19 protein-coding genes and 1 pseudogene are annotated in these 23,295 nt (G+C 57.3%); 11 read left to right on the forward strand and 9 right to left on the reverse strand.

Annotated features, from left to right (window positions below; genetic code table 11):
- The first annotated feature begins 185 nt into the window (after nt 1-185).
- Nucleotides 186-524: a hypothetical protein gene (locus C6558_RS23650; RefSeq protein WP_199197049.1), complete on the forward strand. Its 339-nt coding sequence runs from the start codon at nt 186-188 to the stop codon at nt 522-524.
- Nucleotides 525-666: 142 nt separating this feature from the next.
- On the opposite strand, the gene C6558_RS23655 is transcribed toward C6558_RS23650, so the two are convergent.
- Nucleotides 667-2,418 (reverse strand): adenylate/guanylate cyclase domain-containing protein, encoded by a 1,752-nt coding sequence (locus C6558_RS23655; RefSeq protein WP_107027767.1) that lies wholly within the window; start codon nt 2,416-2,418, stop codon nt 667-669.
- 606 nt (nt 2,419-3,024) lie between these two features.
- On the opposite strand from C6558_RS23655, the gene C6558_RS23660 reads away from it, so the two are divergent.
- The 3 genes from C6558_RS23660 (at nt 3,025) to C6558_RS23670 (ending at nt 7,076) form a co-directional block, all read left to right on the forward strand.
- Nucleotides 3,025-4,329, forward strand: coding sequence for an SIR2 family protein (locus tag C6558_RS23660; RefSeq protein WP_107027768.1), 1,305 nt, complete (start codon nt 3,025-3,027; stop codon nt 4,327-4,329).
- Nucleotides 4,319-6,331 carry an ATP-binding protein gene (locus C6558_RS23665; protein ID WP_107027769.1) on the forward strand — a complete coding sequence of 671 codons (2,013 nt, stop codon included), beginning with the start codon at nt 4,319-4,321 and terminating at the stop codon, nt 6,329-6,331. Before C6558_RS23660 ends, C6558_RS23665 begins: the two co-directional genes overlap by 11 nt.
- 121 nt (nt 6,332-6,452) lie before the next feature.
- Entirely contained in the window at nt 6,453-7,076 is a 624-nt protein-coding gene (locus C6558_RS23670; protein WP_107027770.1) for a hypothetical protein, read from the forward strand.
- A gap of 725 nt (nt 7,077-7,801) precedes the next feature.
- Here C6558_RS23670 and C6558_RS41680 read toward each other — a convergent pair.
- The 5 genes from C6558_RS41680 to C6558_RS23695 form a co-directional block, all read right to left on the reverse strand.
- On the reverse strand, nt 7,802-11,143 hold the full coding sequence (locus C6558_RS41680) for a DEAD/DEAH box helicase (RefSeq protein WP_107027771.1): 3,342 nt from the start codon (nt 11,141-11,143) through the stop codon (nt 7,802-7,804).
- Between the two features lie 156 nt (nt 11,144-11,299).
- On the reverse strand, nt 11,300-12,055 hold the full coding sequence (locus tag C6558_RS23680; RefSeq protein ID WP_158268952.1) for a helix-turn-helix domain-containing protein: 756 nt from the start codon (nt 12,053-12,055) through the stop codon (nt 11,300-11,302).
- A 112-nt stretch (nt 12,056-12,167) separates the two neighbouring features.
- Nucleotides 12,168-13,067 carry a bacteriophage abortive infection AbiH family protein gene (locus C6558_RS23685; RefSeq protein WP_107027773.1) on the reverse strand — a complete coding sequence of 300 codons (900 nt, stop codon included), beginning with the start codon at nt 13,065-13,067 and terminating at the stop codon, nt 12,168-12,170.
- Nucleotides 13,068-13,122: 55 nt separating this feature from the next.
- On the reverse strand, nt 13,123-13,812 hold the full coding sequence (locus C6558_RS23690) for a hypothetical protein (protein ID WP_107027774.1): 690 nt from the start codon (nt 13,810-13,812) through the stop codon (nt 13,123-13,125).
- Nucleotides 13,793-14,308, reverse strand: coding sequence for a hypothetical protein (locus C6558_RS23695; protein ID WP_245449199.1), 516 nt, complete (start codon nt 14,306-14,308; stop codon nt 13,793-13,795). The genes C6558_RS23690 and C6558_RS23695 overlap by 20 nt, the downstream gene beginning before the upstream one ends.
- A 169-nt stretch (nt 14,309-14,477) precedes the next feature.
- Between C6558_RS23695 and C6558_RS23700 the strand changes: the two genes are divergently transcribed.
- The 3 genes from C6558_RS23700 (at nt 14,478) to C6558_RS23715 (ending at nt 18,353) form a co-directional block, all read left to right on the forward strand.
- Nucleotides 14,478-15,287: a DUF5677 domain-containing protein gene (locus tag C6558_RS23700; RefSeq protein ID WP_245449200.1), complete on the forward strand. Its 810-nt coding sequence runs from the start codon at nt 14,478-14,480 to the stop codon at nt 15,285-15,287.
- Nucleotides 15,288-15,319: 32 nt separating this feature from the next.
- Nucleotides 15,320-16,873: an amidohydrolase family protein gene (locus tag C6558_RS23705; protein WP_107027777.1), complete on the forward strand. Its 1,554-nt coding sequence runs from the start codon at nt 15,320-15,322 to the stop codon at nt 16,871-16,873.
- A 430-nt stretch (nt 16,874-17,303) separates the two neighbouring features.
- Complete coding sequence (locus tag C6558_RS23715) at nt 17,304-18,353, forward strand: PIN domain-containing protein (RefSeq protein ID WP_107027778.1); 1,050 nt, start codon at nt 17,304-17,306, stop codon at nt 18,351-18,353.
- A gap of 22 nt (nt 18,354-18,375) precedes the next feature.
- Here C6558_RS23715 and C6558_RS23720 read toward each other — a convergent pair whose 3' ends face one another.
- Both C6558_RS23720 and C6558_RS23725 read right to left on the reverse strand, forming a co-directional pair.
- Nucleotides 18,376-18,888 carry a hypothetical protein gene (locus C6558_RS23720; RefSeq protein ID WP_107027779.1) on the reverse strand — a complete coding sequence of 171 codons (513 nt, stop codon included), beginning with the start codon at nt 18,886-18,888 and terminating at the stop codon, nt 18,376-18,378.
- Nucleotides 18,889-19,146: 258 nt separating this feature from the next.
- Complete coding sequence (locus C6558_RS23725; RefSeq protein WP_107027780.1) at nt 19,147-19,476, reverse strand: hypothetical protein; 330 nt, start codon at nt 19,474-19,476, stop codon at nt 19,147-19,149.
- Nucleotides 19,477-19,731: 255 nt separating this feature from the next.
- Between C6558_RS23725 and C6558_RS40950 the strand changes: the two are divergent.
- Nucleotides 19,732-19,842, forward strand: a pseudogene (locus C6558_RS40950) (integrase); the annotation flags it as partial.
- 310 nt (nt 19,843-20,152) lie between these two features.
- Here C6558_RS40950 and C6558_RS23735 read toward each other — a convergent pair.
- On the reverse strand, nt 20,153-20,872 hold the full coding sequence (locus C6558_RS23735) for a hypothetical protein (RefSeq protein ID WP_146160907.1): 720 nt from the start codon (nt 20,870-20,872) through the stop codon (nt 20,153-20,155).
- 529 nt (nt 20,873-21,401) lie between these two features.
- On the opposite strand from C6558_RS23735, the gene C6558_RS23740 reads away from it, so the two are divergent.
- The 3 genes from C6558_RS23740 to C6558_RS23750 are packed head-to-tail and all read left to right on the forward strand — an operon-like array spanning nt 21,402 to nt 23,210.
- A complete protein-coding gene (locus C6558_RS23740; protein WP_057210673.1) occupies nt 21,402-21,644 on the forward strand; it encodes a type II toxin-antitoxin system Phd/YefM family antitoxin in 243 nt (80 codons plus the stop codon).
- The gene (locus C6558_RS23745) at nt 21,641-22,060 is read left to right on the forward strand and encodes a type II toxin-antitoxin system VapC family toxin (RefSeq protein WP_057210669.1); all 420 of its coding nucleotides are present in this window, start codon (nt 21,641-21,643) and stop codon (nt 22,058-22,060) included. Before C6558_RS23740 ends, C6558_RS23745 begins: the two co-directional genes overlap by 4 nt.
- Complete coding sequence (locus tag C6558_RS23750; protein ID WP_107027782.1) at nt 22,050-23,210, forward strand: site-specific integrase; 1,161 nt, start codon at nt 22,050-22,052, stop codon at nt 23,208-23,210. Before C6558_RS23745 ends, C6558_RS23750 begins: the two co-directional genes overlap by 11 nt.
- The last annotated feature ends 85 nt before the right edge of the window (nt 23,211-23,295 follow it).

Raw genomic sequence — 23,295 nt, forward strand, 5'->3', positions numbered from 1 at the left:
AGGCGCCTTCGAGGCGCATTGCCTGAGTGATGCGCCTCGAAGGCGCTTTCACCGGTGATCTCGGAAGTGGCAATCAAGCCGTACGCCGATCGCCTTCGCGCCCTGCAGGAGGCAGAGCCGATCCATGAGATGATGAGCAGTGCCGCATACGCGATGCAGAAGGAGGTTCCAGGAGAGTTCTTTCCGTGGTTGACCGATTATGGTTTGGAGAGGAACGCCCCTTCCAGGCAGCGCGCGATGCTTTTCGGCATGTCGAAACAGAGCTCGAACGATGGGACACCGAGCTTGAGGCGGAACGATCGGCGCTTGCCCGATCAATCCTCGGAATCGTGCCTGGAGACGTCGTGACGTCCGACAGCCGGGGCAAGCTCTTGCGGCTTTCGGTCACGAAAGTAACCCTTTATTCAAGCGGCAGCGGTGTCAGTTTCATGGTGTCCGGAATTCGTTTTCGAAAGGACGGAACGCTGGGCAAACTGCAGGAGCCATCGAATTTATCTTTTACCGACGAAAAGCAAACTCAATAGCGAGAGCCCGACTGCCTGACGGCGCAAGGCGAATGCTGGCAAGCCTCTGAAATCCGGGATCGACGGCCGCGGTGCACTACGCCTCTCTTGAATTGAGCGCCTTGAAGGGAGTGGAACTCTCGGCCGTTAGTTTCCCTCTGCCTCAGACCGCAACTCCAGCATGACGAAAGCCATCAAACCAAAGAGCCGCGTCCTCTTTCGAGCTGCAGATGTCGGCGGTAATGCGAGCGTACAGGGCGGCATCGAAGTCATCGGGCAGCTCGCTCACGGCCCTATTTGCCTCACTGATCCTCCCAAGCTGCGCAAGGCATGCCGCCTCGTTCAGCCGGAAGAAAGAGGGAGCATCGATGAGCGAGCGATAGGCTTCTAGGGCCCTCCCGAATTCACGGGAAAGGTAGAAGCAATCCCCTAAGCTGGAGATGAACGTCGGTGGCAACAAGGGCTCGAAGCTGCATGCTCGTTGAACGAGAGAGAGACCTTCGTCGTGGTGGCCGGCATAGGAGAGGATCATGCCTCTTGCGACCTGGACATTAATGTCCTTGGGGCTGAGGGCGGTGGCAATTTCAGAATGACGCAAGGCGTCCTGGATCGCACCGGCCAAAAGAAAGCATGCCGCGACACTCGTCAGCACAAATGGGTCGCTCTTGCCATTGATCAACGCCTTCTTGGCGTACTGGATAGAATACTGCTTGCGCTCATCGTCAGTCTCCCGCGCCGGGTGACTGAACCGCCAGTAGGCGTACATCAGCGATAGCGATGCCAAGGCTGGTGCATAAGTCGGATCGATCGCAATTGCATTGTGCATGTGCTGGCGCGCAGCTACTTCGTCGCCATTGCGCCAGGCATCGCCTGCGCGAAGCCAGTTCGTATATGCCGATACGCTGGTCGTCGGATTTCTAGATCGCGCGTTGTTGACGGCAGTCTGCAAATTAAAGAACAATCGTCCGACGATCGCGTCGACGATTTCGTCTTGCACAGCGAAGATGTCCTCGACCCGGCGATCGAAGCGCTCTGAGAAGACTTCGTTACCCGTGTAGGTGTCAACGAGCTGAACCGTCACGCGAACGCGCTGGTCCGCCAGTCGGACGCCTCCGGTAACGACGACATCTGCTCTGAGCTTCCGCCCCAGTTCGGCGGCGTTCACGGGCTGATCCTTGTAGGCGAAGGCGGTGCTTCGAGCGACTACCGACAGGTCTCGATGCTTGCTGAGTTCTGTGACGATGTCTTCGGTGATGCCGTCTACGAAAAAACTCTGGTCGTCGCGACCAGACAGATTGGCAAACGGTAAAACGACGATCGTCGTAGATTCCGGAGAAACATTAGGCGATGAACCCAAGGAAACAGGCGAAGCCGCCGGACTCCATGCGTCGATGGAATACGCTCTGACGGGGGTTTGGATGTTCTTGAGCGGGATCGCGCCCAGATCTCGCACCGCCGCGTTGATCTTGCCTTGGATCTCGTCGAACACCTTACTTGAGATGCAGATGCCACCGGGTTCTGCGAGCTGTTCCAGACGAGCAGCAACGTTGACGCCATCGCCATATATGTCGTCGCCCTGAGCTATGATATCGCCGAGATTGATGCCTATTCGGAAGACGATCTTCCGTTCGTCGGGATGGACTGAGTTGGCCTCTTTCACCTGCCGTTGAAGGCGCATCGAGCAGTCGACCGCATTTACAACACTTGCAAATTCGATGAGGAGGCCGTCTCCGAGTAGTTTGACGATCCTGCCGCCGCACGCCCTAACCAGTGGTTCCACAACAGTCTCACGGGTTTTGCCGAGAGCATCGAGCGTTCCGCGTTCGTCGACCCCCATCATGCGGGAATATCCGACGACATCCGCCACAACGACGGCAGCCAAGCGTCGATCAGTTTGGTCGGCTGTGGTTTCCATCGCCGCCGATCTCCCGGTTTGAGAGTAGCTGATCGAACATAACACAATTGGACTGGCGTGCGTGGTGCCTACCTCGGTGCGCGAACGTCATTCCGGTTCCAAGCGATACATTATGCGATTTTGGAAGCCCAAAACGTGAACATCACGGCAACAAGCCGTAGCGTGCTCGTGGGAGCACCGGTTCTGTCCGCCCCTAGGCGACGTCCACGCTCAAGTCTGTGAACGGCAGCATTGCGCCCCCATTTCGGCCGTTTACTTTAACCGCTCTAACGCCTGAGAGCCGTCAGTCTGCTTCGCAAGGGCCGCGCCACCAGCGGACATCGCATCCCAACAACAAACTGACCAATCTACCTTGGAGGCTGACCGTTTAGTCAGATTCGCGCAATTACGACTAGAAGATCATGCACTGGCGGTTCAGCGCGATGACAAGACTGACCTTTGGACGGCGCAAAGCTGGCAGCGTCCACTACTGCAAAAAAAGGGCCCATCTTGGTCTATGTGGCCACCTGACACTGGATATAACGGCCAAATTATATAGTGTTTCGCAATCGGAGCATGTGATTCACGTCGGTGCCCGTTCCGATTACATTCAGGTGGGAGAATTTGGTGTCGGATCAGGACACAGCGAAGCCGCGGCAATTTCACTTCGTTCGTCATGGGGATCAGTCGAGCACGGCGCTCGATTGGGAGAGTGGGCCTAGCATCGTTCGGAAAGCTCTGAGCGAAGCTCTCAATGCGCGCAACATCGCGTTTCTCCTCGGAGCAGGCTGCTCCTCGCTGGAAATCGACGATAAGCAGCGGGGTGTCCCGACGATGGCCCCGTTGGCTTCCGAGTTCTGCAAGCATCCCTTGCCGCCGGACTTCGACGACAATCTCGACCCTATCAAACCGCCCGAGTGGGGGCTTACTTCCGAAGAAGTCGAGTTTCTCAAAGTGAGAGGTGCAGCCCTACAAGATACCGAATACACGTGGAATCTCGAACGGCTTATGGAGCTCCTGTTCAGCCTGGCGTTCATCTACAGGCGCAGCGACAATCCCAAGCATGCCAGCTTCCTTGAGACTGTCGAGGGCATTATCAACAAGGTGAAAACCTTTCTCTGGGAAAGGTGCACAAAAGGGAAGTTCGCCTCCGGAGACAACGCGGTCCTGGACGTGTACGAGAGCTTCTACCGCCGCCTGGTGCTACGGGATAGGTCGTTGCCCCGGCCATGGATTTTCACAACGAATTACGACCTCTTCAACGAGCGCGCGATGGATCGCCTAGGTTTGCCATATGCCAACGGGTTTTCGGGAGTTGTCGAGCGTCGATTCAATCCTGCCACTTTCCGCTATGCCCTCGCCGAACAGCTCGACGTCACGAGCCGAAAGTGGTCCGCCGTCGACGGATTTGTGTATCTTTGCAAGCTGCACGGCTCGTTGAGCTGGACAGAGGATGACCACGGCCTGTTTCCCATCCGCGAGCTCTGGCCGCAGGACGGCGCGTCTAAGGTTATGATCTATCCGACTCCGGCTAAGCAGAATTCGAGTCTTGGTTCGCCTTATTCCGACCTTTTCCGCGAGTTTCAAAGCCGTATCGTGCGAGAGCAGAGCGTTCTGATCACGGCCGGTTTCGCGTTCGGCGACGAGCATCTAAACAACATCATCTATCAGGCACTGACCATTCCGACGTTCAGGCTGATCGTGTTCGCAAATCCCAACGCCAAGGGAGAGATCGCAAAGCTGCGCGGCCTCCGTGACGAACGCATCTGGATCATCGGCGGCGACGGTCCCGATGAGAAAAACCCCGCTCACTACTTCAATATGATCGTCGAGCACTTCATGCCGCAGCGGCAGAGCGACAGGATAGACGACGCGGTTCGCCTGGTTATGGAGACCATGGGAGCGAAGAAAGACGCCGCAGATGGGCAATGACGACCGCCGCCGCGCCATCGGTAAGGTGATATCCGTCTCCGCGGATCGGTTTGTAGTCGAGGTTCACGCCGGAACCGACAATTTTACTGTCGTCGGATTCGACGGCGTTCACTACGTCGCACGTCTCGGATCGTTCCTGATGATTCCCACGCCTCCCGAGTATGTCGTGGCGGAGGTCGTGGGCTTGCGGGAAAGGGACGGCCAGTCCCGTGACGGCGGAGAAATGGAAAAGGCAAATGCAGCCAAGTTTCTCGATCTCGTCCCGGTCGGGATGCTCCCCATGGCGAGTGACGGAAAGTTCCGCTTCGGCGTCTCGGTTTTCCCTTCGCTTTTCGCCGACGTCTTGTATTCGTTGGACGCTGAACTAGATCGCATATTCGACACCGAGAAAGACACGGAGCCCTCGACGGGCGTGGACGGGGGACCGCCGACGCCACCCAATGCGACCCGCTTCCGCAATCTGGTCATCGGCAAGTCCGTCATCTTCGAAGATTACCAGGTCAAGGTCAGGATTGACGACTTTTTCGGCGGCCACGTGGCGGTGCTTGGCAACACCGGGAGCGGTAAGTCGTGCACCGTCGCATCGGTCCTGCAATCGCTCTTCGAAAAAGCGGACGAGCATCGCGCCCGAGGCGCGACATTCGTCGTCCTTGACGTAAACGGCGAGTACCATGAAGCATTCAAGGAACTGGGAAGCCGGGCCCAGATCGGAGTCAAGCGGCTTATCATCGACGGCACGTCCGCCGCCGGGGCCTTCCGACTGCCCCATTGGTTCCTCGACCTTTCGGAATGGGAGCTCCTACTGCAGGCCAGCGAGCGAACGCAACTCCCCATCCTACGGATGGCACTGGGCTTGGTTTCGCTGTTCGGCCAAGCTTCGGGAGCTCAACTCACGAAGATCAGAAACCACATCCTCGCGACCTGCATCACACAGATATTGGGTGACGAAACACCGCCAGGGGCGAAGGAGACGCGGATTCGCGGCATCCTGCAGCGATTTCGCACGTCTGAGATAAATGCGAGCGTCCTCGATCAGGACATCAAGGTCAATTTCGGGAACATGCCCGGCCTGACGAACGCATATACATACCTCGCGGGTTCCAACGGTAAGGGCGGTTTCATCGACCCGGCGATCAAATTCCCCGACTACGAAAACATACCTTTCGATTTCATTGCGCTTGGAGACGCGATCGATCTGGCCTTGCTTTACGAGGAAGCTCACGGAAACCGCCAAATCCGGGATTACTGTTCGCAGATGGTCACCCGCTTCAAGGCGCTGGAGAAACGGGTCGATTACGAGTTTCTCCGGCATACATCCACCGAACAGGTGTCGCAATTCGAATTCCTTGCCGGTTTGCTGGGCCTGACTGCCGCTCAAGGGGACAGACACGTCAAATCGTCCCAGATCGTCATTCTCGATATGAACGCGGTGGAAGACGAGGTGGTAGAGCTCATCAGCGCGGTACTCGCGCGAATGGTGTTTCGACTCCTTCGGCATGCTGAGCCACGCAACCACTTCCCCGTGCATCTGTTGCTCGAGGAGGCTCATCGCTACGTAGCTTCGACCCCATCGCGATATGCCATGGACGCCGGGCGCATCTTCGAGCGCATTGCCAAGGAGGGCCGGAAATATGGCTTGTTCCTCCTTGTCGCATCGCAGCGCCCAAGCGAATTGTCCAAGACCGTGCTTTCTCAGTGTTCGAATTTTGTTGTTCACCGAATTCAAAACCCTGATGACCTGTCCCAGATCAGGCAGATGACACCTTTCATTTCCGACAGCGTCTTAAAACGGCTGCCTTCGCTTCCGAAGCAGCACGCGCTCGTCTTCGGCAATTCCGTCAATCTTCCTACGACGTTCAAGGTTCGCCGTGCTGACCCACTGCCTGCAAGCACTGATGCTCAGATCGTCGATCTATGGTTTCAGGAAGATGGACGAACAACCTCATTGACGCTTGGGTCGGAGGTGCAGGTTGCCGTTATGACAGCACCGGGGGCGCCTTGATGGAAGGGCGGTGGAAATCGGTACACGTAGCGACGCAACTTCGGAAGGCAAGGCAACGCCGTGACTTTCTTCAAGGCCGGATCAATCGGATAAGAGTCCGTCAACAACTGGGGAGCGGACTGTGAGGTTCGACGAAGCTATGCAGGCCGCTGCACGCGCGGCAGATGGTGCGGTCTGGAACACCGTTGAGAAATACAACAGCGGCGGGGTGTTCGACGAGCCCGAGATCAGCACTTATCTAATTAGTCAGCTTGACTCCAAAATGACCGGGCAGATCGGGGGACTTTCCTGGTCAAGCGCCATCGTGCGGAATGGAAAAGGGAAGGCTGGTGAAGAAAAGCGCATTGGCGCAGACATTCTCTTGCACGTGTCCGTCAACACCCCGACCGAAAGGTACTCCAAAGGGGTTCTAATCCAAGCGAAGAAGGCCGAGCCCTACCAACCGGTGCCGAACGCCGTGATGGATGAGTTGGGGGAGCAATGCCAGAAGATGCTGGGTCATACTCCGAGCGCCTTCGTAATGAGTTACTCAAGCAAAGGATTCCGTGCCGGATCGGCTACCCGTTTCACCGGTACCCAGAACCGGGACATCCACCGCGTCTGCACATGGACAACGTACCGGTTCTTCCTCGAACTTTTTCGCTGCCCAATCGGTGATCCGCGCATTACCAGCGGAAGGGTCAAGGAATTGCCTGTGCCCCACGTGATCCACCTCACTGCGGAAGGTCAATTGGCAGCGGGATAACTGCCGCTGTTGCGACTGATTCCAGCGAAGTCTCGACGACGCGTTGGTGACAATGCGAACAATCGGAGTGGATGCAGGATCGGTCGAATATTGAGAATGTTAGTGCCTGAAAGCGTGCCGCCCCGACCAGCGGATGTGCGCGTTAGCTGACCGACAACTTCCTTCCAGGCGCCACCTTAAAGCCGCCAGTCTGCTCCCGGCCCCTGAGCCGACTTTCAAACCTTCGCCTTGAAAGGATACGGACCTACGACCCGTAGTCTCGGCATCACTGAAATGATGTATCCATATGATTTTGTTGGAGACAATCGGTCTTGCGTCTCTCACAACCGGACTTGATGAAACCTGACCATCAAATACATTATTTTCGCGTAGGGCGCGCCACTCCATCAACGATTTGCTTACCCTCAGCCACTCGTTCACCCGCGTCTGTGCGTACCAAGCCGGATCGCTCAAGAAAACTTATGACCGCCCGAATTTCTTCTGGGGTTCCGTACATTTGTCCAAGCATGCCCCCAAAATACTGTCATGAGAGCGACCACATGCGACAGGGAGCATTAGCACTTGCAAAATCTGCAGAGCTTGATATTCAGACTTAGCTTTGCGGAAGACGTCTTCTTCATTACCGGCCATTCAAATTTTCTATCGAAGCCGAAGCTGGACCGTCCATATCTAGCACTCTCGCAGACTGACGCATTCCAATTTCCTGCAGGTTCAAAATCTTCAATTCAAGGACTGCATTGGAACGTGAATGGTATGGCCCACGTGTCCATGAGCAGCGATTGTGTTGCGGCGAGAATTTCCAGCTGCCCTTTATCCTGCTGTCGGATCGCCTCCGATTTCGAGTACCCAGGCTGGACCGCGGTCATCTCAAAACGATAGTCGAACTCGCTCCAGCGGTTATGCCATTGGATCAGGTCGATAACGCTGCCCTTCTCCAACCTTGAAAGCCCAAACTTCTTCTGTATCGCCGTCTCGCGTTTTCTTAACCGGGCGAACAGGAGATCCGGCCGTTCCCTCCAGCGGATCGCCTTCTGTGTCTGGCCACATACCTCGTAGAGGTCATCGACCCTGGCGGACGGGGTAAAATCGCTCGAGTACTTGCAATGGAACATCGCCACCGTGATGACGTCACCCTCTTTCTTGATCGCTACGACGTCTGCGGATTCGCCAGAGCCGTCATCGTCGAAAACGACATCGAACCCACCGTTCTGCAGCAGGTCGTCGATGACGCGGCGCTGAATGCTGGTCGCGTCCTTGTTTCTGCCCTGCGATTCCTTCTTGATGTTGACGCCGCTCCAGTCCCGGGCAATCAAGCGATCGGGGTCGAACGGCGGAGCGTGGTCGTCGGGCAGCTTGAGCAACTCGGACGCCAAAAGCATATTGCCATCCGCGAAGTAGATATGCGGCGGATCGTCCTTGAACCATGTGACCAAATCCGTTGTTTTCTTACCGATACGGACGCCGCTCACGGCCGTCGGCCTATAGTGCGCACCGGAACCGTCTATGGTCATCGCGACATCGACGAACCTGTCATCTCCTCCGACCCTCATCACGATCTCGGTGCCGGGAATCTGGGATAGAATGCGGATCTCGCAATCGTAGAACGGAACCGAGACGTCGCCGAAAACCAAATCCACCCGGTCATCATCGACATGCAGGACCGCCTCGGGCCAATTGATGGCTACAGCGTGCTTGTCGGGCATCGAAGTGAGCTTGGTGGGCTGAACCAGCCGTCGCAGAATACCGTCGGGCTGGATTGATGAGTCCTGCAGCTTCGCACCGATGACCTTGCACCACTCCATCCAGCCTGCGAACCCATGAACGGACTCGTATGACCAGATCTTACCCTTCGTGGAACACCCGATCGTCGACTTGCCACTCGCCGAATAACCTTGGCCAAAGATGTTCGTCTTCATCCGGCCGCGATTGGCGGGGTCGTCGGTAAGCTGGGGAGCTATGTCGCTGCCCATGAACTGGGAATACCTGATCGGCTTCCGGACCGCTTCCGAAAGGCCAAGATGGCTGAGGATCAAGCGCTTGTAGCCGTCCAGCACCCTGAAGACGTCGTCTCCGCGAATTCGCTTCGCATCGGCCCCGACAACCTTTTCAGCCAGCCTGGCGTGGAGATCGCTCAGGTTCGAACTGCTGACGTAGAGAAGCTGCCGTTCGTCATCCCAATGGCATGCGTACAGATGATACGCCGAATTTACGGGCTGGCGCATCGACGTCCACTTGAGCTTCTCTTCGGTTTTCAGAACCCAGACCGCAAGCCGCTCGGCGTAGTTGATCGACGGACCTTCGATAATGGAGCCGGGGCCATAGGCATCGACGATCTTGTTCGGATCCCATCGTTCGCAAGCGGTCTCGTACACGACCGCGCTTAGCCGAGGTGTCACCTGATCCAGCGGAAAATCCGTCGGCGGCTGGTCGAAACCCTCGAATACTTCCTGCCGCCGCTCTTCGCGGGCGGTGTTACGGGTTCCGAGGCCTTCGAGCAGGTGGTTCCAGTCGGCGTCTTCATTGTAAAGCGCCTGAAGGCTGTCCCGCATACCGGCGGCGACGACGTTGGCGATTACCGTCGCGTCGCCGAGGTCTTTCCGCGTTCTGGTGAATCGCCCGACGAACTGTACGGTGATGGCCTCACTCTGATGCTTGTCGTGCAGCGCCGCGATCTTGAGTTCAGGAAGGTCGAAGCCTTCGCCCAACATGTCAACGCACACCACGATCCTGCTCTCTCCGGACCTCAGCTTCCGGAGAGCCTCCAACTTCGCCTTCGAGGAGAGGCTGCTGTAGACGATGACGGGGTTGTACTTCGGTAGAAGCTGGCAATAGAGGCGGTGCAGCTTGACGGCGGTTTCGATTATCCGACAGCGCGCCATCGCGAGATGAACGTGGCCCTCTGCCTCGTCTTGGATCAAGGCTGTCTTGACGGCCTGGATGATCCGCAAGTCGGCGTCGTCCCGGTCGAGTCCATAAATCGGCTTGAAGTGGATCTTCTTGAAATACCCCTCGGCATAGGCCTTGGCGAGTGGGTAGTTGTAGATGAACTTGCCATCGACGCGCCGCCCATCGGTCCGATACGGCGTCGCGGTGAATTGCAGGACAATGCGGTTAGCGAACTGCGCCTTGAACTCCCGCCACGTCTTGGCGGCGATATGGTGGGCTTCGTCGACGAAAAGGTGGCCTACAAGCTCCGCCATCCTCAACTGAACTTCCCCGCTTGCCTTGGCGACCGCGTCCATCGTTGTGACGACCACGTTGACCCGCCTGAAGATTTCGTCGACCTCCTCAACCGACTTGGGGATTTCTTCGAGTGTCGCAACGACGGGCAACTTCGCGTCAGCGGCGAGACAACCGCTGTCCTTGAGCACCCCGAGGCTAAGGAACTTCTCCGAGATTTGCGTCCGCAAGGCGTCGCTGGGCACGACGACAAGAAGCCGCTCGATTTCGGCGACGACCATAAGCGCCAGCATCGTCTCGGTCTTGCCCGTTCCCGTTGGCATGACAATCGTCGCGGGGGTAGAAGAAGCGGTCCAATGGCCGAGGGCGGCATGTATCGCACCTATTTGCGGCTTCCTAAGACCGGGCTGGACAACGATGTCGCCGACGATGCGCTCTTCGGTAAAGGTGAACGCCCCTCGCCAAGATCGGCGGATTTCGTCGCACCTGCCTTCGAGTTCCTCGATTGAGATGCCGGTGGCATCGGCTGCGGCGGGCTTGATCCAGACGCCAGGGGTCGAATCTTTCCGGAATTCCGCGAGGCTCACCGCCGCCGGATGGCGCAGTATCTCGTCGCTGGGCAGATCCACATCAGTCTTTCGGGGGATCACTGCCACCTCGCGCCGTCCATCGGGACTGCGGAGAAACAGTCCCCGAACTCGCTTTTCGGTAAACTCGTTCGCAGAGGCGATCAGCTTGCGGCCGGGATGGCCGAGTTTCCTGACAGAGGCACCGTGGATTTTACCAGCTATCGCGAATTGCGGCGGAAGCGAAATTTCCAGATCTTCTTTGAAAAGCGTATCCACGTCGCCTCCAGGCAAATGAAATGCGGACCCTTGACTATACACTCAACGGTAGTATGGCTCCCCGGCCGCCGCAACGCCCAGAAGGTCGGGCGACCTCCTGCAAGCCGCCTGTTCCACAAGAGAGTTCGAACGGAACGATTGCACTACTCGGCCGAATGCTGCCGGCTGGCTCGATGGTATCTCCGACCCGGAAAGCGCCTACGGCTCCATGTCGGGAACGTCAAAGCTAAGATTGCTGACGTTGCGACGATCGACCCAGACGTGCTCCCGTTTTACCGCACCCGGATCAGCGGCTTTCGTCGTGATGGCGAGTATGGCGACTTTCACATCGGGAAATCGTGGCTGGGGAGCGTCCATAACACCAACGAGCACCGTCAGCCCTTGCCGCTCCATTTCGGCCACATGGTCCTGAATGTCCCTATAGAGGCGACGTCTTTTGGGTTCCTGACCATCCCTTTCGATATCCTCGCTCAATATGAACCCAGCGAGCTCAATCCATTCGGCCAGGTTTGCAATATCGTCGTCGTGCCGCTCCGGTACGGCGTGCTTGTGAACCAGGATGCCGGCGCACTTCGCCGCATCTCGAATGGTCTTCTGGGTTTTCAGTGGGACGACCGACACCTGTTCGAGGTAGCCGTAAGTCTCGATCAGATCTTCCGCCGCCTTGTCTGCACCAAGCGGTATGCGCGGAGCGTGGAGCTTGCCCGTCTCGTACCCCAGCGCGACAGCGATCCTGTCGAGATTTTCCACGCTCACCTTTTCACCACGCTCGACCCGCTCCACGGTCGATACCGAAACGCCCGCGTAGTCGGCAAGTGTCGAGACCTTCCAGTTTTTCAGTCCGCGTGACCACCGTACGAAGAAAGCTACCGTTTCAAGCGGCGGTGAAGAGGGCACTTCCCGGGAGCGCTCGGGGAAGTCGGCTATGCTGTTCAAAAGCTCGTTCAAAGACATCGTTCGGTTCCTTTCGATAACCGTAGAGTGCCTCAAAGTTCGAAAGCAAAAGAGGTCCCAAAATCCTTCAGTTTCATATTTTCCAGCAAGTGGCGTTACGCCAACTGATACTTCAAAACGCATCCAGCAAGGCATATTCCGTCAGATGGGCCGGCACACTCAACGACTCCATGCGCTTACGCAGCCCATCAAGATCCCCGTAGTAGCTGACCTTCCAGCCCACCCGCTTGACGTCGATATTCGCGATCACCTCCTCAAAATACGGGTGATCGACCTCCGACACCGAATGTCCCATCACAACAATCCGATCGACATCCGACAGCCCGGCAAAGAAGGCTGCGTTTTTCTCGATGACTTTGGCGGTGGGTTTGAACGTGTCCCTGAAGTAGTCGTCGACAATCCCCTGCCCTTCGACGACGCGCATATCCGCACCCTCCGGATCCTGCTCGAAACGGTAGGGATCCGGGTTTGGATCGGGCTCCCGTCCATGGCCCAGCACCAACGTCTCCGTTGGACACGCCGCCGCTCCATGGATGTGCAACACTTTGATATCGGGAACCCCATACAGGCGTTTCAGCGACGGCGTGTAATTGAAGTTCAAGAAGACCGCCGACGGATCCACCGGCACGCGCTGCCCGCTAAACTCAGAAGCCCATGGGACAGGAAGCTGGCGTATCCATTCGGCGAAGCGCAACCGCAACGTCGTCGAGATCGCCTCGACCGCCTGCTGAATCTCGTACTGGTAATCGTGGTGGTATGCGTCGCTCCAATCCTCAGCACCATATCCGACCAGAAAGTTGGACGCGTCCTCGATCAGCGAATCGCTGTCGAAATAGGCCAACCGATCCTCGAATTCGGCCCAGAACTGAGCATCCATCGCGAAGTATTTCTCGACGACCTCATAGGTCTTGGCATCCGACCGCCCGAGATACTCGCCGAACGCCTTATAGGATGACGGAATTCCGTGGTGGAGATCGAAGCCGTTTCCGATGATGTAAAGCGTTTTCCCCATCCCAGCCCTTCAGTGTTTTCCGTTCGCCAACACATTCGCTCATCTGCGCTGCTCTTCAATCGCTCACGCCCATTTCCGGCTCCGCGATCAGCTCCTCCGCCAATTCCGAAAGCCAAGGCGAAACATCGTCGATCTGAACCGCGCTTGCGTGAGCCGCGTAATAATCGCCGACTGTCCGGAAGCGCTCCCCGAACCGCTCCGTAAACATCCTCTGCAGCTTGGCGTTTCTGCTCAAGACGCTCGACATGGCGCGACCACCTCGCAAGAACCTGATCGCATGCTCTGTTCCGAGCAAATAGAGGTGCTTGCGCTTCGCCGTTCGATGCTCCGCAAGCAGCATGTAATCCTTGAAAACCGAATTCTGACGGATCGTCTCGGGCCCGCCTCGCCACTGAATGAATTTGAATTCGGCAACCCGGACATTCGTCTCCAGATCGAAATCGCGGCCCGTATTTCCCGCGCCGAGAGACACAGATTGGACGCGCTCGCCCGGCTCGAGAATATGTGGCAGGCACATGAGAATGCCGAGCGCATGGATTGTGACATTGATCTGTCCGGCGAGCCGCTTCATGCCGGCCGCGGCCGCAAGCACCTCACGGCCAGCCCCGGCATTTGCGAGGAATCCCGTGCAGTCGCCTGCCGACACGCCTCGCACCGCGCCCTCGATGCGCGATAAAGTCTGCGTCAAGTCCGGCCCGGTAAAGCGGCCGAGCAGTTTTACGATCTCAACAGGATCCGCAGTCAATCTGCTCCCCCAGCTCGGCGCGCATCCACTCCGTCAACTCTTCGTCCAACGCTGCGTCGACATAGACGTCGCAACGCGGCGCGATCCCCGCCTTCACGTCGATTACCAGATGAAGCCCAACCAGATACCCGTAAGCCCCGGCCTGCTCCGTCATTCCCTTGAGTTTCCAGATGTCCCCATCGAAGTTTTTGTTGGTCGACTTCTTGACCTCGACGACGAGCAAATTTTCACGCTTCCCGACCCGATGTACGATCAGGTCAGGCACGATCGCGTCCTTCCCAATCAACTCATCATCGCTCAGGTCATAGCGAAGGCGCTTGATCACATCCTCGCGGCGATTCCACTCCAAATCGATCGACCAGCCGGCATATTCCTCATGCAGGAGATCCCGAATCCGAGCGACAAGCGCCCGCTCGGCAGGATCAGCATAGGCAAGATCCTTATCCTGCAAAAGTGCACGCACCGCGGCCGCGAATACTGAAAGTATTTCTTGCAAATCATCCCTCATAACATTCATCTACCATGAAATACCTCAATGAAAATCGGCACCGCGACATGAAAACCGAATTCGCCCGCAAGAAGACGAAATCCAACACTCTTTGCCTTTCCTATATGCCTGGCGATGGCTTCGGGCTCCCGCGAAATTCTGTCAGGAATCCCCAGCCATGCGAATTTTTTCGGAGCTATTTTCCGTGACCGAACAGCGATCGCGCTCATTGCAATGGCTTGCCTGGATGAATGACTATGTGGACGCTGCCAGGCGCTTCACTTCAGAAAATCCGGTCGACGTCGCCTCAGATGAGGAACGGGAGCTGATAGCGCTCAAAATGGCGCTGTACGCCCGAGCGCTCACGCTGTTCGAGGGCGCCTTGCTCCTGCTCGAAAACGACCGACAGCTTGATTTTCGCATCCATTCCCGCGGCGTCCTTGAGGCCACGATGTACCTCATCGCGCTGGACCGAAATCCCGCTTTCGTCTCAAAAATGAAGGACGACGACTTCAAGAGCCGGCATTCGCGGGCTGCTCTTCATCTCGATGCGAAGACGTTCAGCGGTACGGACGACGTCAGGCAACAGCTGCAGGAATTTGTCGATCAAGGGCTCCAGGGCGCGAAGGCAATCCAACTCGGTACGCTCCTGGAAGGCAGCGACTTCGATCGGCTTTATCGCAGCTATCGCGATATTTCCGGGGACGCCGCTCACGTGAGCGTCACCGCTCTCAACCGGCACTATATCGAGCATCCCGAAACCGGCTCGGCAACGCTAACCCTTCATCCGGCGCTCGACGACTACGATTTTCACCACACGATGACAGAGCTCGGCATTTCTATGACAATCGCCACTCTGCTCATCATGAAGATCAAAGCAAAAACGGACGTTTGGGACGAATTTCAGACGCTACTTCGACGCTACCGGGCCTTGGCAAGTGAACGGCACCGCGCCGACCAACAGTCGCAGCAGGAAGACAACGCCTAAAAATTTCAAAGTCAGTCTCTGGGGGAGTTTAGATGGGAAATTTCATTGCAGCGGTCCACGGCGTTCGACAGGTTCTCGTCGGCCGCATCGTCACGATGGATGGCAACGGCACCATCTACCCCCATGGCGCGATCTGCATCGAAGCCGACCGCATCGCCGCCGTCGTCGCCGACCCTGGTCATGTTCCCAATGAATTCGCTGGCATCACGCCGATCGACACCCACGGGACGATCTACCCAGGCCTCATCGAGCTTCATAACCACTTGAGCTACAATTTCCTGCCGCTATGGAACGTCCCGAAGACCTACACCAACCGAAATCAGTGGCGCGAGCACGAACCCGACTACAAGGTTTCGATCTCCCTCCCCGCCAATGTCATCGGCGGCAACGTTGATGTCGACTACCCGCGCAGCATCGCGCGCTTCGTTGAATGCCGGTCGCTGCTTGGCGGGACGACGACAACGCAAGGCCTAAGCAGAGGCGGCGGCTCGAAATGGTACCAGGGCCTCACCCGCAATGTCGAAGCGCCCCGCGACCCTGCCTTCCCAGCCGCCGGTGGCCAGACGCTGGACTACACGGCAGCCCAGATCGCATCGGACCTCGTCCCCGCGCTTCAGAAGGATCGCCCCTTCTTCTATCACCTCAGCGAAGGAACCGACCAGGACGCACGCCAGCGCTTTCTCGATCTCGAATACACGCCCAACACATGGGCCATCGATCCGGATCTGATCCCGATCCATTGCACCGGACTGCAGGCGGCCGACTTTCAACGCATCGCCGCTGCTGCCGGGATGGTCTGGTCACCGCTTTCCAACCTCCTGCTTTACGGAAAGACCGCAGACGTCGCATCCGCAAAAGCTGCCGGCGTCCCGATCGCACTCGGGTCCGACTGGTCGCCAAGCGGCAGCAAGAACCTCCTGGGCGAGCTGAAGATCGCGCGCATCGTCAGTGACCATCTGGGAGGCCTGTTTTCTCTTGAGGAGCTGTCACGGATGGTGACATCGACACCCGCGAAAATGCTCGGTTGGCAGGGCCAGGTCGGTAGCATTGAACGCGGACTGAAAGCGGACCTCCTGATCCTCGATGGTGACGCGGGCGATGCCTACGCGCAACTCATCGACGCACGAGAGAGCGACGTACTGGTTGTGCTGATCAATGGAAGGCCCCGGCACGGTCGCCTTGGCTTCCTTGACTTCAACGCCAAGGAACAGGAACGGATCGTTATCGGCGGGAAGGATTACGTCCTCGATTTAACCGAAGCCGGCGACGATCCGCTTGCCGGGCTCTCACTTGGTACCGCGATCGCAAAGTTGGCGTTCGGCCTAGCGCACCTGCCTGAGCTCGCCGCAAGCGCTCCCTCGCCTACGATCATGGGATTTCAGGCAATCGAGCGCGATGCGATCACAATCGATTTCGAGTTGGAAGACAATCAGCGATTCTCGACATTGCAGGACATCATGAAGGCCGCGGCGCCGATGTTGAAACCTTTGCCCATGTCGCCGATCACGGCCGTCGACGATCCTGGTTTCATCCCCGCGTTGAAAGCCAACATCAACCTCCCGGCCTATGTGAAGCAAGCCCTCTAGCCTTCCCGAACAGCCGAAGGCGACGTAATGCGAAAAATCCCGCAGTGGGAGTTCGATTTCTATGCATTGTCGCTCCCCCGCGGCCACAGTTTCGGCGAAGAGCCTCCCGTCGGAGCGTGGGGTGGGTCGGACGGCCTCGCCTGCGGGATTGTCACCCGGAATGTCGCCACCAAGACGTTTGGCACGATTGTGATGCGCCGGCGCGTGGACTCGGTCCAGCTATCGGCGAATGCTTCGAAAATGCGTGTTCGTAACCGCATGCGATGCGCGGACATTACCCACCTCATGAAACTCGGGGCTCATCCCGTCAAGAAAGTTCTCCATGAAGGGAAGGGGTCAAGACCGCTTCAATCATTGTCGTTGAACCCAGCAGCGATCTTGAGATAGGTGAGCTGACGCGGGCAGCAGCCGTTAAGAGTAGGGGTAAGCAATGACATCGAAGCCGACACGACAGGCAGCGCAACCGCTGAAAACGCGGCACGTATTCTTCGATACGGAGGCTTACCGACGGGCCGGGTTCAATCTGCGTAACAGCCAGTTCAAAACGTTCGGAGAGTATGTCGAGGCTGGTCGGCTATCGCTTCACACGACTGACATTACCTTCATGGAGATCAATCGGCAGATTGCAGAGGACGTCACCGAAAAGACCGGCCGCCTGAACAAGATTGCCAGAGATTTTGGACGTATGGCGCAGATCGCACCTGGAATGCCTACCCTTCCGAAGATCGACGAAGGTGAACTGACCCGCTCAACGTGGCGGGGCGTTCTCGACATCCTCGTCAGTGAATTCTCGGCGAACCACATCCTTGCATTGGATGTTCATCCGCGAAAAATCTTTGAGAAGTATTTCGCCGAAGTGGCTCCTTTCGCAAAGCGCGGCAGTAAGGAGTTTCCCGACGCCTTCATCGTAGAGGCGCTTGCAGACTATTGCTCCAAGCATCAGATGAAGATGTACGTTGTGAGTGGTGACACCGCCTTCCGCGATGCCGCTGCGTCACACACTTCACTGATACCTTTGGCCTCCATCGACGAATTGCTGGCTTCTTGCGTCGCGGAGTCGGATGCAGATATCGAACCACTGGTCGATGCCATCTTCGACGAGCCGTACTTCGATTATCAATTGATCCAGACCCTGCAAGAGCAATCGGACTACCTTGAGGGGCTATATTTTGGCGATCTTGTTGACGGCACGGTCAAGGCGATTTTCGTAGACGAGGTTCTTGCCGTTGACGGATATACGCTCGCAGCAATCGATGACGATTCGATATCATTAATCTTGGAAGTCCCCTGCATCTTACGAGCGACCGTTGGCTATCTTTACGTCGATCTTGATGTTGAAGAGGGTGATGCAGAGTATGTCACTTCCGCTACCGAGTCGGTCCGCAATCGTGCCCACCTCAAGCTCTATGTCCGCATTGATAAGAAGACTACCGAGTTTAAAGAGAAAGAGCTGCTGACAAAACGGGCGATCTTTGAATGATCTGGATGTAACCCAGAGATTACTAAAACAGCGGCTTCAGCACGTTGTCGAAATCAGGCGCCTGAAGATTAGCGATGCCTCTAAGGACGGTTGCCAGCTCGTATGCCCTTTTGCCCGTCGTCTTCACCGCTTCGTGCCCACCGAATAGATCGCCTTCGAAATGGTCGGCGTGACGAGCACTCGCAGCTTGGGCCTCACGCTCATTGAGGAAGCTCATGACGAGGTAAGCGATTTCGGGATTAATCGCGTGCCAATCGAGATCGTCCGGATAAACCGGAGCGTCGGGAAGCGAGATGATCAGCGGTGTCTGGGTTTGCCCGTAATGTGCATCCGCCGCTTCCAGCAACTCCGCACAACTGATGGCGTATGATTCGAGAGCGGTGGCGATCCTCATGCACAGGTAAGTCCTGCTGCGCTTGCGCCTGAATAGGCCTCGGAAGAACTCGACGACTACCGAGGTTAAGCCTGACAAGACGCCTGTGCCAAGAACCGTGGCTACGATCTCTTTCGTCGTCCAAATTGCTTCGTCAGCCATGCAGCCCCCTGCCCTTGCGAAAAGGATGTTCCATGACGTGGAGTTGCCGTCAACTTGATCCTTTCGCGCCGATAGCGAATGATGTTTATGTGGACCGTAGCAGCCGGGTGGAGCGCAAGTTGGCGAGTCGGAGGGTGGTGGACAAATCGTAGCCGTCATTTTGGATGCAGCCTGGACATCGAGACTGGATGATACGATGCAAGGGATCGACTTAGTCACTCGATCAGTGCGCCAGTTCGATTCTGGCCGCCGCACCAATCATCTGCAGGTCAGCCTCCACACATCGATCGCCCAGCGCATATATCCGGGAGCAAGATCGGTTGCGAGGCCGCCGTTATCGTCATCAACCATGATGCCGATCTTCTGTCCGTCTCCCCTATCCAGCCCCTCAACCAAATAGGCTGGCTTGCCCCCGCTGACACAATAGACCTTGGCGTCATTGCCCACTTTTCCGTCGTGCTTGTACGTGATGACGTACCCGCTCTGACGGTCCGTGGACCAGGCCTTCTTTTTCAGAACGGACACATCATCGGCATGCGCGACAGAAGTCGTCAGCGCTGTCATGAGTGCAGCATAGATAACCTTCACCTCAGCCTCCACCCTACGCCTGTTGGTTGTGATGCTAACCGATTTCGGGAAATCTGAAAAATCAGCATCTCGAACGTTTGAAAAATATCTGTCGGGATTTCTGTCAGGGAGACCCTCAGAGGGCTCTATATACAAGGGATAGCTATAAAGCGCTCAGGACAAGGCTTAATCCGCTAGTCGGAGTAGCAAGATTCGAACTTGCTACCACTACCCCGAACGTGGTGATGCAATCAGATAACACCCCACGCCGGAAACCTCCCCTTCCCCGAAGCGATGGCGCAATCACGTCATTATTCGGTGCAGCAAGCCTCCACCTACTATAGCAACGCGACCCAACGAAGCGGCCGGGCATCGAGGATCCTGTGACATTTCGTATAATGATCTCGAGGTCATCCCTTCTCTGCAGGAGAGTTGAGCGTCCCAAGCGAGGAAGATCTCAGACGTTGGCGGCATCAAAATGCGATGGGACGTGACGTCGTGCCCGTAATAGCGCTCAAGGGACTCCTCATGCCTATGGAGCGGCCGGCATCAATTGTGCGCCAGGCCGGATTCCCCAGTTCCGCCCTCGCCGCTACGATCTCCGTCGCTGATCTGTGCCCATCGCCAGGCAACGTTTCGGCCAACGGACCAACCCGTTGCCCGGAAATGCAGCTTCAGTCGATGCGGTCCACTCGCGTTATTTCCGAAGAAAGTCCTTCAGCCATGTGAAGCTCTGCTTGCTGAGGGCGTTACATGACGGGCTATTCCCCGCGCTGATCGCCTTAAGCTGCGCCCCGGAAAGCGCCATTCCTTCTTCAGTCGAGAGCGGATTGATGGTGCAGCTGTCGAAAAAGGCGGGGAGCGCTGGTGAGAACGCCTTTGCCCAGATCTGCATCGCGCCGACTGTGGATGGAGGGGTGAGCGGTCCAACGATAGCATCCAGGGCATTTGAGGCGAGCCGGCAGACCACGCATGCGGATGCATCGTTCCGAGCCGTTATTCTGCCTGCGTGAAAGAGCACATAACCTTGATCAGCAACGTCCGTGCTTCCACTCTCGACGAGAACCCCGACACAGACGGAAACGCATCCAGTGCCATCCGGAACAACTGGCTTCAAACCGGTCGATCGAATTGCTTCGGCAATTGTTGCGGCAGCTTCGGCCTCGCCACCATAGCCCTTGGCTTCGATCCTCTCGATTTCACCCCTGTGCTTCGAGAGGACATCCAAGAATTCGCCTGCGGTCTGTTGATTAATACGCGATGGCACACGGAGCGTATCTCCACTGAGCAATCGCTCAGACGTAGGCAGTTTGGGAGCAACAAGATTGTTGCATGCATAGACGACAAACACCGTGACAGCGAATGTCCCGAAGGCCAGAGCCACGGTCCACGTGGCGAACGTCTTGAAAGACTGCATTAGCATGCGACCCAAAATAGAAAGATTACGCTCGTCTCCGAGTACAAAAAGTTGATTAAGACATTCTTTGTCAGTGAAGATGAGCCACCATCCAGCCAAAGCCAGTAAGAGAGCCGTCTAGAGCGTTTTCGGCTTGCGGGAATGCAGAGCCCAAGAGGATCACGACTGGGGTTTGTCCCCTCCCCTCCTCGGCGAGCAAGGTAGCCATTCATCGCCTAGATCTTTTCTCGCCGCGGCAATTGCAGGGCAAACCAAACCCGCATCATCTTCAAGCTCACGGGTTTAACACATTCGTAACCATATGAATTAACGTGTTAAATTTCGAAAACAGAAGTTAATATACAATTTACTTCCGTCATCAGGACGGCCGTATTCACGCCCCATCATTATCGATAGGTATCAAGTATCGATAGTGAGATGGTCCACCAGTTGACCAACACGTACGTGCGCTCTATTTTTAGCTCAGAACGTCAAATTTGCGCTCGTCCGAAATCTGCGCGACGAGAGCCATTGTTCAGCGGAGTTTCCCATGAGCGTCACCGTCAAAGTCGCCGAGGCCAAGGCGCATCTCTCCGAACTCCTGGCGCGCGTCGAAGCCGGTGAAGAGGTCATCATTTCCCGCGGCAACGATCCGGTCGCCAAGCTTAGCCGGATCCACAAGGACAATGAGCTCGGCTTCCTGATGGCAGAAGTCCGGGCGGCTCGCTTGCGTGCCAAACCCGTTACCAACGATGAGATCCTTGACTGGAAGCGCGAAGGACAGCGATTTTGAGCGTCTTCGTTCTCGATGCCTCAACCGCAGCCGCCTGGCTGCTTCCGGAAGAGCACAGCGAAATCGCTGAAGAACTGATCGCCAGCATATCCGGCCAGTGTCCGGTCCCAGGTCTCTTCTGGCACGAAGCCAGGAGCATCCTTGTAACCGCCGAAAGGCGCCAGCGCATTGCGGCGGGTCAGGCATTGACGGCGATGACCAGATTGCGGCGCCTCCCACTTGAGGACGCCGGCGCCGGCCAGGACGGATCGGTGATCGAGCTTGCGACGGCGCAAGGGCTCAGTGCGTATGATGCTGCCTATCTCGAGCTCGCGATCGCCCGGTCCCTTCCGTTGGCGACCCTCGATCGAAAGCTGGCGGCTGCAGCGCGGGCAGAGAAAGTGCCGGTCCTGGGACCGTTCGGCAATGAGCACTGACGGGATCCAATCAAGTGCTCTGGCTCGAGCCGAGCAACTCGACGCCCTGGACGCCATCCTGCCCTTCGACCGCCGCGACCAGCTTGCTGCACTTCTGACCGACAACGATGTTGCGACGCTAAAACACCTCGCCAGCGAAGGCATGGGCAACAATACCCTGAGGGCGCTTGCTTCTGACCTCGGCTATCTCGAGGCCTGGTGCCAGCTCGCCACTGGCACTCCCCTCCCCTGGCCGGCGCCGGAGAGTCTGCTTCTCAAATTCGTCGCCCATCACCTCTGGGACCCGGCTAAGCGGGCCGAGGATCCAGGCCATGGCATGCCGGCAGAGGTGGAAAGCGGCTTGCGTTCTCAACGCCTCTTGCGCGCCGACGGGCCACACGCCCCGCAAACCGTTCGACGCCGGCTAACAAGCTGGTCGATCCTCACCCGTTGGCGCGGCCTCATCGGTTCCTTTGACCGCCCTTCGCTGAAATCCGCCCTGCGACTGGCCGTTCGCGCCAGTGCACGGCCGCGGCAACGCAAGAGCAAAAAGGCGGTGACGGGCGATATCCTGGCGAAGCTTCTGCTCGCGTGCGCCAGCGAGCGTCTGGTCGATCTACGCGATCGTGCACTGCTTCTGGCCGCGTTCGCCTCCGGCGGACGGCGCCGATCAGAAGTGGCGGCGATGCGCGTTGAGGATCTCAACGATGAGGACCCGGTTCGGACAGATCCAAACGACGAGAAATCCCCTCCCCTCCCCTGCCTGTCGATCCGGCTCGGCCGCACGAAGACGACGACGAGTGACGACGACGAACATGTGCTGCTGATCGGCCGGCCAGTGGTTGCGCTGAAACGTTGGCTGGAGGAAGCCAATATCGAAGAGGGGCCGGTGTTCCGACGCATTGACCAATGGGGGAATATCGACCAGCGGGCGCTGACGCCGCAGTCGGTCAACCTGATCCTGAAGGGCCGCTGCAAACATGCCGGGCTCGACCCGACGCTATTTTCCGCGCATGGGTTGCGGTCAGGCTATCTGACCGAGGCTGCCAATCGGGGCATCCCGCTCCCTGAAGCCATGCAGCAGTCGCTGCACAAGTCCGTCACGCAGGCCGCTCGCTATTACAATGACGTGGAACGCAAACAGGGGCGCGCCGCCCGGCTGATCACCTGAAAGCGCCGGTCATACCGGCGGAGGCGTGTGGTCCTGGACGTCCGGCCAGAGGCACCGCTGGAGCAGAACAAACACTGCATGCAGT

Origin of the sequence: Ensifer sp. NM-2, assembly GCF_003024455.1 — a bacterium.
In the GTDB taxonomy this organism is placed as follows: domain Bacteria; phylum Pseudomonadota; class Alphaproteobacteria; order Rhizobiales; family Rhizobiaceae; genus Ensifer; species Ensifer canadensis.